The 11,946-nt window shown below is 64.0% G+C and carries 12 protein-coding genes; 2 read left to right on the forward strand and 10 right to left on the reverse strand.

What is annotated here, in order from left to right; genetic code table 11:
• Positions 1–165 precede the first annotated feature (165 nt).
• Positions 166–987, forward strand: a complete 822-nt coding sequence (ppsR, locus tag V9L20_RS01525; protein ID WP_021006527.1) for a posphoenolpyruvate synthetase regulatory kinase/phosphorylase PpsR — start codon at positions 166–168, stop codon at positions 985–987.
• A gap of 36 nt (positions 988–1,023) precedes the next feature.
• Here ppsR and V9L20_RS01530 read toward each other — a convergent pair whose 3' ends face one another.
• The 7 genes from V9L20_RS01530 to ahpC all read right to left on the reverse strand — a co-directional run bounded on the left by V9L20_RS01530 (position 1,024) and on the right by ahpC (position 9,547).
• Positions 1,024–1,830 (reverse strand): heme ABC transporter ATP-binding protein, encoded by an 807-nt coding sequence (locus V9L20_RS01530; protein WP_337295229.1) that lies wholly within the window; start codon positions 1,828–1,830, stop codon positions 1,024–1,026.
• Complete coding sequence (locus V9L20_RS01535) at positions 1,827–2,867, reverse strand: FecCD family ABC transporter permease (RefSeq protein WP_337295230.1); 1,041 nt, start codon at positions 2,865–2,867, stop codon at positions 1,827–1,829. The genes V9L20_RS01530 and V9L20_RS01535 overlap by 4 nt, the downstream gene beginning before the upstream one ends.
• Complete coding sequence (locus tag V9L20_RS01540; protein ID WP_337295231.1) at positions 2,864–3,763, reverse strand: heme/hemin ABC transporter substrate-binding protein; 900 nt, start codon at positions 3,761–3,763, stop codon at positions 2,864–2,866. Before V9L20_RS01540 ends, V9L20_RS01535 begins: the two co-directional genes overlap by 4 nt.
• A gap of 45 nt (positions 3,764–3,808) precedes the next feature.
• Positions 3,809–4,912, reverse strand: a complete 1,104-nt coding sequence (locus V9L20_RS01545; protein ID WP_337295232.1) for a hemin-degrading factor — start codon at positions 4,910–4,912, stop codon at positions 3,809–3,811.
• 44 nt (positions 4,913–4,956) lie between these two features.
• Entirely contained in the window at positions 4,957–7,095 is a 2,139-nt protein-coding gene (locus tag V9L20_RS01550) for a TonB-dependent hemoglobin/transferrin/lactoferrin family receptor (protein WP_337295233.1), read from the reverse strand.
• Positions 7,096–7,337: 242 nt separating this feature from the next.
• A complete protein-coding gene (ahpF, locus tag V9L20_RS01555) occupies positions 7,338–8,894 on the reverse strand; it encodes an alkyl hydroperoxide reductase subunit F (protein WP_337295234.1) in 1,557 nt (518 codons plus the stop codon).
• A gap of 89 nt (positions 8,895–8,983) precedes the next feature.
• On the reverse strand, positions 8,984–9,547 hold the full coding sequence (ahpC, locus tag V9L20_RS01560; RefSeq protein WP_157613151.1) for an alkyl hydroperoxide reductase subunit C: 564 nt from the start codon (positions 9,545–9,547) through the stop codon (positions 8,984–8,986).
• A gap of 262 nt (positions 9,548–9,809) precedes the next feature.
• Here ahpC and bfr point away from each other — a divergent pair, with 262 nt between their 5' ends.
• Complete coding sequence (gene bfr, locus V9L20_RS01565; RefSeq protein WP_126748857.1) at positions 9,810–10,286, forward strand: bacterioferritin; 477 nt, start codon at positions 9,810–9,812, stop codon at positions 10,284–10,286.
• A 50-nt stretch (positions 10,287–10,336) separates the two neighbouring features.
• Here the strand turns inward: bfr and V9L20_RS01570 are convergent, their stop codons facing one another.
• From V9L20_RS01570 to V9L20_RS01580, 3 genes are read right to left on the reverse strand one after another with little or no spacing between them, the layout of a single operon-like run.
• Positions 10,337–10,891 carry a cytochrome b/b6 domain-containing protein gene (locus V9L20_RS01570; RefSeq protein WP_258505293.1) on the reverse strand — a complete coding sequence of 185 codons (555 nt, stop codon included), beginning with the start codon at positions 10,889–10,891 and terminating at the stop codon, positions 10,337–10,339.
• Positions 10,892–10,902: 11 nt separating this feature from the next.
• Positions 10,903–11,205 carry a PepSY domain-containing protein gene (locus V9L20_RS01575; RefSeq protein WP_337295235.1) on the reverse strand — a complete coding sequence of 101 codons (303 nt, stop codon included), beginning with the start codon at positions 11,203–11,205 and terminating at the stop codon, positions 10,903–10,905.
• 37 nt (positions 11,206–11,242) lie between these two features.
• A complete protein-coding gene (locus V9L20_RS01580; protein ID WP_258505291.1) occupies positions 11,243–11,929 on the reverse strand; it encodes a Fe2+-dependent dioxygenase in 687 nt (228 codons plus the stop codon).
• Positions 11,930–11,946 lie beyond the last annotated feature (17 nt).

Raw genomic sequence — 11,946 nt, forward strand, 5'->3', positions numbered from 1 at the left:
GCTGCATGCAGGCGGCGCGGCACGATCGTTGTCGTTGCTTTTGGGTGCTGGCGCGGCGTGCATGGAAAGAATTGGGTCAAGGGAAAGCGGATTCCCGATAATGGCCCGGATTGTAGGCGTGGCGAGATTGCACGCGCCGCAGGACAAGGCCGCAAGAGCTACACCATGCATACACGCACTGTTTTCTTCATTTCAGACGGCACCGGCATCACCGCTGAAACTTTCGGTAACGCCGTGCTCGCGCAGTTCGAGATGAAACCGCGCCATGTCCGGCTGCCTTTTACCGACACGGTCGACAAAGCGCACCAGGCGGTACGGCAGATCAACCACACGGCCGAGCTCGAGGGCGTGCGCCCCATCGTCTTCACCACGCTGGCCAACATGGAAGTGCTTGAAGTCATCGAGACCGGCTGCAAGGGCATGCTGCTCGACATGTTCGGCACCTTCGTGCGGCCGCTCGAAATTGAACTGGCCGTGAAGTCGAACCACCGCATCGGCCGCTTCAGCGACGTCAGCAAGAGCAAGGAATACGACGCCCGCATCGCCGCCATCGACTTCAGCCTGGCGCACGACGACGGCCAGAGCAACCGCGACCTGGAAGGCGCGGACGTGATCCTGGTGGGCGTGAGCCGAAGCGGCAAGACGCCAACCTCGCTCTACCTGGCCATGCAGCATGGCCTGAAGGCCGCCAACTACCCGTTGATTCCTGAAGATTTCGAGCGCCGCCAGCTGCCGCCGGCCTTGATGCCCCATCGCAAGAAGATCTTCGGGCTGACCATCCAGCCCGAGCGGCTGAGCCAGATCCGCAATGAACGCCGGCCGGATTCGCGCTACGCCAGCCTCGAGAACTGCCGCAACGAGGTGAGCGAGGCCGAAGCCATGATGCGCCGGGCCGGCATCCGGTGGCTTTCGACGACCACCAAGTCGATCGAGGAAATTGCCACCACCATCCTGCAGGAGTTGAAGCCCGAGCGGCTGACCTACTGAAGCTGAAGCGCCAGCTTCAACGGCATCGCTCGCCCGCTAGCCAAACAGGTATTGCAGCGTTCCATCGGCACTGCTGACCGGCTGGCAGGGCATGCCCCAGACCGCCTCGATCAACTCCGGCTGCAGCACTTCGGCCGTTGGCCCCTGCCGCAGCCCCTCCGCCGCACCGAGCACCACGACCTGGTCGGCGTACCGGCGCGCGAGATTCAGGTCATGCAGCACGGCGACCACACCCACGCCCTGCGCCGCCCAGGCCCGAAGCAACCGCATCGCCGAATGCTGGTGCGCGAGGTCCAGCGCCGCGGTGGGCTCGTCGAGCAGCAGCCAGCGGGTGGCGCCGTCCGGACGCGGATGCCACAGCTGCGCCAGCGCACGCGCCAGATGAACCCGGGCTTTTTCGCCGCCCGACAAGGTATTGAGGATGCGGGTCGCCAGCGCCGTGACATCGGTCAGCGCCATGGCGCGGCCGATGATGTCGTCTTCGTCTCGAGCCGGTGCGCGGCGGTGCGGATAGCGGCCGAGTGCGACGATGTCCTGCGCGGTGAAGTCGAACGCGACCGCGCTTTCCTGCGGCATCAGCGCGCGACGCAACGCCAGCGCCGCCATGCCATGGTCCGCGAGCGGCCGGCCGTCGAGCACAACCCTGCCCCGCGTCGGCTCGCGCTGGCCTGAAAGCACCGACAGAAGGGTCGACTTGCCCGCGCCGTTCGGGCCGAGGATGGCCGTCACGCGGCCCGGCGCCAGGTTTACCGAGGCGTTGGCCAGCAGCAGTTTGGCGCCCATGCGAACCTCCACCTCCGCGCACGACAGCAGCGGCGCCCGGTTGTGCTCGGCCGACGTCATATGCGCCCCCTGAAATGCCGCAGCATCAGCAAGAACACGGGCACGCCGATCAACGCGGTGAGCACGCCCAGCGGCAACTCGGCAGGCGCAATCACGGTCCGCGCCACCGTATCGGCTGCAAGCACCAGCACGGCGCCCAGCAGAGCCGAGGCCGGCAGCACCACGCGGTGATCAGGCCCGGCCAGCATGCGCACCCAGTGCGGCGCAATCAGCCCGATGAAGCCGATGATTCCGGTCGTGGCCGTTATCGCCCCCACGGCCACCGCCGTGATGACGACGGCGCGCCGCTTGGTGCGCTCGACGTCCACCCCGAGCAGCGCCGCCTGCGCCTCGCCGAGCGCAATGGCGTTCAGCGGCGAAGCAAGTGAAGCCGCCGCCCAGCAAGAAAGAAACACCGCCGCGCACACGAGCAACACCGCGCTCCAGCGCGCGCCTCCCAGGCTGCCCAGGAGCCAGAACTGCAGGCTGCGCAACTGCTCGTCGGTGGCCATGACGCTCAGCAGGCCGAGCCCCGCGCTTGCCAGCGCGTTGATGGCAATGCCCGCCAGCAGCATCAGCGCCATGCGCGTGCCGCCTTCGCTGCGGGAAAGGCTGTAGATCAGCAGGGTCACGATGAAGCCGCCGCCGAAAGCCATGGCCACCAGTGTCCAGCTTCCCAGCGTGCGCGGCAGCACGGGCCAGAACCAGGCACCGAGCACGATGGTGATGCCCGCTGCCAGCGCCGCCCCGCTGCTGATGCCGATCAGCCCGGGGTCTGCCAAGGGATTGCGGAACAGGCCCTGCATCAGGGTGCCCGCCATGCCGAGCCCGGCGCCGGCCGCCATGCCGAGGATCAGCCGCGGCAGGCGAATGTTGAGGAACACCAGGTGCTCGGGCGACGGATTGCCCGCACTGCCCTGCCCCACTGAGGCCAACACATTCCAGAGCTGCGAGAGACTGATGGCATAGGCGCCCGAAATCGCTCCCGTTGCAAAGGCCACCGCGAGCAGCAGCATGCTGCCGCACAACACGGTTCCAAAACCGAGGCGCTGGCTCATGCCAGCGCCGCCTGGAATTTCTCGTGGAGCTCGCCGATCGCCGCCGGCAGGCGCGGACCGAAGCCGAGCAGCAGCAAGGCGTCCTGCGTGATCAGCGCGCGCTTTCTATAAGCCGGCGTAAGCGCGAGCTCGGGCCGTTGCCAGAACCGGTCGACGCCGCCGTGGGCTTCGATACTCTGGGTGCTCGTGAGGATGACGTCGGGCGCGGCGCTGGCCATGGCCTCGGCCGTCATCGGACGGTAGCCCTGGAAGCCGCTCATCGCATTGACGCCGCCCGCAAAGCCGATCACCGAATGCGCCGCCGTCTTCTCGCCCGACACCTGCGGACTCGCGCTGTGCGACAGCACGAAGAGCACCTTCGGCTTGCGCCCCTTCGCAGCGCCGATGCGCTGCTGCACCTGCGCCCATTCGGCATCGAGCCTGGCCTGCAGTTCACGCGCCTGCGCCTCCCTGGCGGCCGCACGGCCAACGGCCTGCACCTTGCGCTGCACCTCGCCCCAGGTGTGGTCGGCCTCAATGACCTCGATCTTGACCCCGGCGCTGCGAACCTGGTCGAGCACGACCGCTGGACCGGATTCATTGGTCGCGATGATCGCATCCGGCTTCAGCGACAGCAGCCCCTCGGCGGACAACTGCCGCATGTAGCCGACCTTGGGCGTGCCGCGTGCGGCAGCCGGGTAAAGGCTGGTGGTGTCGGTGCCGACGAGCTGGCCCTCCGCGCCGAGCGCATACACCACCTCGGTGATGGCACCGCTCACGGTCACCAGCCTCGGAAGCTTTGCCGGCTGTGCGAACAAGGGTAGCGCGGCGGCACCGAACGAAGCGGCCGAGAGAAGGCGCAGCGCTTTGCGGCGATGCACAGCGCAAGGAGTCGGATCAAGGTGAAGTTCGCTCATTGGATATCGGATCACAGTCAAGGCACGATGCGTCTTTGGCGACGTTCACGCGGACTGCGCGGTCGCCCGAGTTGAACGCGGAAGATTCCGCACGATGCGGCGCCACTCTTCGCGCTCGGGCACGCCGGGCTTGCGCGCGCCGAAGAACATGGCCATCAGCTCACCGTCCTTGTCGAAGGCCTCGACGGAGGTGACGATGCCGTCGCTGGTGGGCTTTTCGACGATCCACACGTTCTGGATGCAGTCCTCCCGCAGATGCAGGTTGAAGCCGGTGTCGAGCACGTTGAGCCAGCGAACGGGCGGCGCGTTCCCGTCTCTGCTGGGTATTTCCATCGGCTCGATCCGCGACACCTGGCCGCTGTGAATCTGTATGCAGCCGGGGCTGCCCACGAACACCATGATCGGCGTGCCGTCGAAAGACGCCTCGAGCAGCAGGTCGCGAACGGCGTGCAGTTCGGCGCGTTGCGTGAACTCGCCTTCGGTCAGGCGAAAGCTCTGCTGGCGCTCGGCCTCGAACTTGTTCAGCAGCCCGAAGAACTCGTGCGTGTCCTGCATGGCCCGCCATGCATCGGAGAGACCGCGTGCATCGATGGTGCCGTCGTCGCGCGGTACGGCCTTGTCTTCAGCCGGCTCGAACTGCACCGTGCTTTCCGGTGCGGTGTACGTGTCGACGACCGATTGGAATGCATCGCGGTCCGTGGCGTCCCGCGCGAAGATCTTGTGGACCGCCACGCCCTGCGCATTGAAGAACTGCAGGCTCAGCGAAGGCGGCACGCCCGCATTGGCCGCCGCTTCATTCACCGCAAAGCCTGCGTGCCAGCGGCTGAAGAAAAGGCGCAGGTCGATGGCCTCGCCCAACGCGAGCCCCATCTTGTCGCTGCCGGAGACTTTCTCGTAGACGCCCGTTTTCTCGTGCACCGTGGTCTCGTTGCGCGTCAGCGCAAGCACCGGGCCGCACAGCTCCAGTGCCTGCAGCAGTTCGACCCATGGGCCGTTGAGCCGCGTGGCGCGCAGGGCCTTGTCGTGCGCGCCTGTGTGCGCCGCAATGGCCGCGCCTTCGGACAAGCCCATGGCGGCGGCGGCATCCTTGTGGCGCATGCCTTTGGCACGCAGTTCAGAGAAGCGAGCTCGAATTTCTTCCAAGGTCATCGGGTTTCCTGTTGTTTGATTTGCTGGGTTGCCATGAGGCAGTTTCAGAAGTCGGCCACGAGCGAGACATTGAAGCTTCGGCCCGGCTGCGTGTAGGCCTCGCGAATGGCCGAGGTTGTTGTCACCCCGCGCACATCGCTCCACATCCAGTAGCGCTTGTTGGTGAGGTTGGTCACCGAGGCGTTGAGGCGCAGGTCCTTCTTGATGCGCCACTGCGCGCTGATGTCCAGCGTGGTGGCTTGCGGGGTGCGGAACTGCAGGCCGGTCGTCACTTCGCTGCGATCGACGTCCTCCCACTCCTTGGCGCTGTGATGCACTGCGTCCAGGCGCACGCTCCAGGACGGCGCCTGGTACTTGAGGCCGGCGCTGAACTTCTGCGGATCGATCGAGTTGAGCGGCCGGTTGTTGGTGCGGTCGCGGCCGCGCGTCTGGCCATAGGCAAAAGGCACGGAAAAGCCGGTGCCGTTTTCGGTGAAGTCGAGCTCGCCCTTGATTTCGAAACCGCTGATGCGCGCGCGTCCCACGTTGACCGACTGGTACACCAGCGGATCGATGCGCGGAATGCCGCGGCCGCCGACGAGCTTGTCGTTCTCGATGAGGTTCTTGTAGTCCCCGGTGAACGCAGCCACGTCGAAGCTCAGGACGCCGGTGCGCCCGCGCACGCCGAGTTCGATGTTCTGGCTCTTTTCAGGCTTGAGATTCGGGTTGGGAATCGTCTTGTAGCCCTGGATCACGTTCTCGAAAAAGTTGTTGACCTGGAACGCGTTGGGCGCCTTGAAGCCGGATGCGTAGTTGCCGTAGACGCTCCATTGCGGCGTGGCACGGAACAGCACGCCCAGCTTGGGCGATACAGCCGAGCCTGACAGCGACACGGCCTGCGCGTTGAAGCCGGCCTGCTTCGCGTCGAGCGAGAAGCGGTCGAAGCGAATGCCGGGCGTGATGCTCCAGCGGTCATGGATGAATTCATCCTGCACGTAGAACGCCGACGACGTTTCGCGCGTATCGGGAAAGCGCTTGAGCGGATAGCTCTCGCCGGTGGGCGGCACGAGGCCAGTCTGCAGGTTCTCGACGTTGGTGCGCGTGTAGTCGAATCCGTAGGTGATCTTCTGCGCCCACTCACCCATGCGGAGCGTCTTGTCGGCCTGCAGGCCAAGCTGCCAGGTGTTCTCGTCGTAGGTCACGTCGCGCGTGCGGTCGGCAGCGGTGAAGCGGTCCTCATAGATGAACTCGCGCGACTCGGCCTTCTGGTAGCTCACGACCGCGAGCAGGTTGTCGGCCACGGCGGCGTTCAGGCGCAGCCGGCCTTCGTAGGTAAAGCGGTCGCGCTCCAGGTCGGTCTTCGCGTTGAGGCCGACCACGGAGGTGGACGCATAAGGAGGCTTGGCAATGCCCGAGAGCAGGTCGTAGCGGCTGGTCTTCTCGATGTGCTCGAAGGTGAACGAATGCCGCTGGTCTGCGTTGGGCGTGAGAATGGCCTTGGCCAGCAGCGAGCGGTTGCTGTCGCGCTGCGGATTGGGCGTGGTGCGGTCCACATTGGGCACATTGAGCGTGCCCATGTTCTCGAGTTCGCTGGCGCGACCTGCGTTGGCCGAAATGAGCCACTGCAACGTGTCGTTGGCCTTGCCGGCAAGCGTGACACCGCCGCGCATGCCGTTGTCGTCGCCGCTGTAGCCGATGCTTGCACTCCCACCGAAGCTGCGGCCTTCACGCAGGAAAGACGCGGGTTCGCGGGTCACGAAGTTGACCAGGCCGGCCAGGCCGTCCGAACCGTAGAGTGCCGAAGCCGGACCCTTGATGATCTCGATGCGCTCGACGAGGCCGATGTCGAAGTAGTCGCGGCCGAAGGCGTTGGCGCTGAAGACGTAGCTGCGCGGCGTGCGGATGCCGTCGGTCAGCAGCAGCACCCGGTTGCCGTCGAGCCCGCGAATGTTGAAGCCGGCGTTGCCGTCGCGGCCCGTGTTGCCCTGCGCCAGCCCGAAGCGCGCTGGCGAGCGCTTGACTGAAACATTGGGCAGATCGCGCACCGCATCGCGGATGTCGTTGATCTGCTTGGACTCGATGTCTTCCCGATTGATGACCTCCACGCTGACCGGCAAGTCGTCCCTGGCCTGTTCAGAACGCGAGCCGCTCACCACCACTTCATTCAGTACTGCGAGCTGCTGGGACCAGGCAGGCGCGGACATGCCGAAGCCGGTGGCAATCAGCCAGGGCAGAAGTGCAAAACGTTGGGAGGGTAGGTTGATTGGGAGGCCACGAAAAAGGTCCAGAAAACAGTTGAAGAACTGCTTGCTGGACCTTGGCGCAAGTGCTGCGCCCATTGACCTGGCTGGCGGAAAAGGGCGTGCTGCCCTTGATCACTATTGTATGAGAATAATTCTCATTTGTACAACTTGCAACCTACTCGGGCTACAGTTTTTCCAGTCGCTCAAGCCGGTGCCGACGTGCGGATCAAATGATCGAACGCGCCCAGCGCCGCCTTGGCACCATCACCTGCCGCAATGATGATCTGCTTGAACGGCACTGTCGTCACGTCGCCCGCGGCAAACACGCCCGGTACCGAGGTCTGCCCCCTGGCGTCGACCACGATCTCGCCGTGCTTCGTCAGTTCGACCACGCCCTTGAGCCAATCGGTATTGGGCACCAGGCCGATCTGGATGAACACGCCTTCGAGTTCGACCTTCTTCAGCTCGCCCGTCGCGCGGTCCTTGTAGACCAGGCCGTTGACCTTCTGGTCGCCGGTGATCTCGGTGGTCTGCGCGTTCGTGAACACGTCGACGTTGCTCAAGCTCTTGAGCTTCCGCTGCAGCACGGCGTCGGCACGCAGCGCGGTGTCGAACTCGATCAGCGTGACGTGGCCCACGATGCCGGCCAGGTCGATGGCCGCTTCGACACCCGAGTTGCCGCCGCCGATGACCGCCACGCGCTTGCCTTTGAACAGCGGGCCGTCGCAATGCGGGCAATACGCCACGCCCTTGTTCTTGAACTCGTGCTCGCCGGGCACGTTGATGTTGCGCCAGCGTGCGCCGGTCGAGATGATGATCGACTTGCTCTTGAGCGAAGCACCGCTTTCGAGCTGCACCTCGATGAGGTCCTTGCCCGGAACCAGCGCCTTGGCGCGCTGCAGGTTCATGATGTCGACGTCATAGTCGCGCACATGCTCTTCGAGCGCATGGGCGAACTTCGGTCCTTCTGTTTCCTTGATCGAGATGAAGTTCTCGATGCCGAGCGTGTCGAGCACCTGGCCGCCGAAGCGCTCCGATGCCACGCCGGTGCGAATGCCCTTGCGCGCTGCATACACGGCAGCCGCGGCGCCTGCGGGGCCGCCGCCGACGATCAGCACGTCGAACGGGTCTTTGGCGGCGATCTTCTTCGCCTCGCGCTCGACGCCGCTGGTGTCGATCTTGGCGAGGATTTCTTCCAGGCTCATGCGGCCCTGGCCGAACTCGGTGCCGTTCAGGAAGACGGTGGGCACGGCCATCACCTGGCGTTCCTTGACCTCGTCCTGGAAGGTGCCGCCTTCGATCATCGTGGTGCGGATGCGAGGGTTCTGGATCGCCATCAGGTTCAGCGCCTGGACCACGTCGGGGCAGTTGTGGCAAGTGAGCGAAACGTAGATCTCGAACTCGAAGTCGCCGTCGAGCGCGCGGATCTGCTCGAGCACGGCGTCTTCGACCTTGGGGGGATAGCCGCCGATTTGCAGCAACGCAAGGATCAGCGAGGTGAATTCGTGGCCCATCGGCAGGCCGGCAAAACGCGGGCCATGGTTCTCGCTCGGGCGGTTGACCGAGAAAGAGGGCTTGCGATGGTTGTCGTCGCGGCTTTCGGTCAGCTTGACCAGCGGCGACGCTTCGGCAACGTCCTTCAGCAGCGACAGCATTTCGCCCGAGGCCTTGCTGTCGTCGAGCGAGGCGACTATCTCGATCGGCTGCGTGGCGCGTTCGAGGTAACTCTTCAATTGGGCTTTGGTGCTGGTGTCAAGCATGAGGGACTCTCTTTCGATAACTTAAGACTATCAACTTGGGGCAAAAAAGCCCGGGGCCTCGTGAGCGCCCGGGCTTTCGCGCGGGACGCTTAGATCTTGCCGACGAGGTCGAACGACGGAGCGATGGTCTTGTCGCCTTCATTCCACTTGGCCGGGCAGACTTCGTTCGGGTGAGCGGCGGTGTAGACCGCAGCCTTCAGCTTGCGCAGGGTTTCCTTGACGTCGCGGGCGATCTCGTTGGAGTGCACTTCGGCGGTCTTGATGATGCCTTCGGGGTTGATCACGAAGGTGCCGCGCAGTGCCAGGCCTTCTTCGGGGATGTGCACGCCGAAAGCGTTGGTCAGCGCGTGGGTCGGGTCGCCCACCAGCGGGAACTTGGCCTTGCCCACGGCGGGCGACGTGTCGTGCCACACCTTGTGCGAGAAGTGCGTGTCGGTGGTCACGATGTAGACCTCGGCGCCCAGCTTCTGGAACTCGGGGTAGTTGTCGGCCGCGTCTTCGACTTCGGTCGGGCAGTTGAAGGTAAATGCCGCCGGCATGAAGATCAGCACGGACCATTTGCCCTTGAGCGTCTCGTCGGACACATCGATGAACTTGCCGTTGAGGTAGGCCTGGGTCTTGAAGGGTTGGACTTGGGTGTTGATCAGGGACATGTTGCTTCCTTGGATGCTGCGGGTGGACAAAAATAAGTGCGAGCCATGAGTATAGCTACCAAATAAGACAAATTCATAGTAATCAGCTATCGACTGTATCGCTGCGGCCTATGAAAACCAAAGGCAAGGTCACCCTCGCCTCCTGCTCGAATACGAACGTGTATCACCATCAAACGCATGCAGACCAGCGGAGCATGGGATTGCTTGCAAGAGCTCGCTCGCCCCTCTCACAATCCCTACTTTCAGAACAAGGAAAACAATCATGAAGGGCGACCCCAAGGTCATCGAACATCTGCAGGCGCAGCTCAAGAACGAGCTCACCGCAATCAACCAGTATTTCCTGCACTACCGCATGCTCAAGCACTGGGGCTTGGACAAGCTGGCCAAGAAGGAATACGAGGAATCCATCGGCGAAATGAAGCACGCCGACAAGCTCATGGACCGCATCTTCATGCTGGACGGCCTGCCCAACCTGCAAGATCTGGGCAAGCTGAACATCGGTGAAGACGTGCCCGAATTGCTCGGCTGCGACCTGGGTGCCGAGACCGGCGCGCAAGCCACCATCAAGGACGGCATCGCGTACTGCGAAACCGTTCGGGACTACGTGTCACGCGATTTGCTGCAAGAGATTCTGGACGACACGGAAGAGCACATCGACTTCCTCGAAACCCAGATCGACCTGATCGACAAGGTCGGGCTGCAGAACTACCTGCAGTCGCAGATGGGCGAGATCGGCTGAACTCCGAAAAGGGGCCGCCAGGCCCCTTTTCGGCGAGCGAGGTGCCGCCGTCAGGCGATGTCGCCCGGCTCTTCGGGGCGCTTGCGCCCACTGAACATGGCGCTGACCAGGTTCTCCCGGTGCCGCCAGCTCGTGAAAGCGACGCCGGCCAGATGCAGCGCAATCAGCGCCACCAGTGTCCAGGCCAATGTGCGGTGAAGCCATTCCACCCACGCCAATCCCCAGAACATATCCAGCGAATACATCCAGCCCGTGACGCCGACAGCCGTTACCGTGGCAAGCAAGGCGACGACCATCCAGCCGCCGAGCGGGTTGTGGCCCAGGTAGCGCTTCTCGCGCCGTGCGAGCACTTCGGACGCATAGCGCAGCACCTGCGACGGAGGCCGCACAAACTGCCTGAAGCTTGCATAGCGGCCTCCGAGCCATCCGCCGATGCAGCGGACCGCAACCAGAACCAGCGCCGCGTAGCCCGCAAGTTCGTGCTGCCGCAGCAACGCCTCGCCGCTGAACCACGCCACGGCAATGGCGGCGACCAGCGCCCAATGCGTTGCGCGCAACCAAAGCGCCCAGACCTGCGCCGACGAACGCGCTGGCGCTGCACGCACCTTCCGCATCCTCAGGACGGCTGCTTCACCTGACCGACCTTCTCGAAGGTCTTGGGGTCGAAGAATGCTTCGGTGCGCTGGCCCTTTTCGTCGAAGCCGTAGACCTCGTAGCAGCCATTGAAGTTCTTGATCTGGCGAACCTTCCAGCCTTCGCCGGTCAGCTTGCGTTGCAGTTCCATCTGCGGACGCATTTGCTCCTTGGGAACCGGTGCGCATTTGACAGCGTCGTGGTCGACAAACTGGGCAGACGCCGATGCGGACCAGAAAATTGCGGCCGCGACTGCTGCGGCCGGAAGAAGTGACTTGTTCATCATGAATGCGTTTCCTGACAGGCAGGCGCCATGCCGCGGCTCAAATGTCGAGCCACATGCGCAGCAGGTTGTGGTAGGTGCTCGTGAGGCCGATCACGCCGGAGTCGGTCTCGCCATATTTACTGCGAAGGTGGCGCAGATGGTTGTCCATTTCGAACAGCAGCCGGCGCTGTTCGTCGCTGCGCACCATGCTCTGGATCCAGAAATAGCTCGCCAGCCGATAGCCCCGCGTGACGGGCAGCACCCGGTGAACGCTGGTGCCCGGATAGAGCACCATGTCGCCGGCGGCAAGCTTGACGCGCTGGGTGCCGAAGGTGTCCTCGATGACCAGTTCGCCGCCGTCGTATTCACTCGGTTCGGCCAGGAACAGGGTGCACGAGATATCGGTGCGCACCCGTCCCGAGCCGTCGCGAAGAAAACGAACCGCGCTGTCCACATGATTGCCGAAGCTGTTGGACTCACCGCCGTAGCGATTGAACAGCGGCGGCGAAATCTGCTTCGGCAGCGCGGCCGAGAAGAAAACCTGGTGCCGCTCGAGGCCCCTTAGCAGCAGTTGCTGAACGGCACGAGTTTCTTCGCAGTCTTCCCGCAACTGCTCGTTGTTCTTCGCCTTGGCGGACTGCTCGCCCGCGGTCAGGCGGCCGTCCTCCCAAGGTGCTTGGCCCAGAATTTCCCTGGCTTGACGAACCTCGTCGAGCGAGAGCACTTCGCGAATGTGCAAGAGCATGTGTAAGGAGCAACGGC

Origin of the sequence: Variovorax sp. CCNWLW225, assembly GCF_037204045.1 — a bacterium.
In the GTDB taxonomy this organism is placed as follows: Bacteria; Pseudomonadota; Gammaproteobacteria; order Burkholderiales; family Burkholderiaceae_C; genus Variovorax.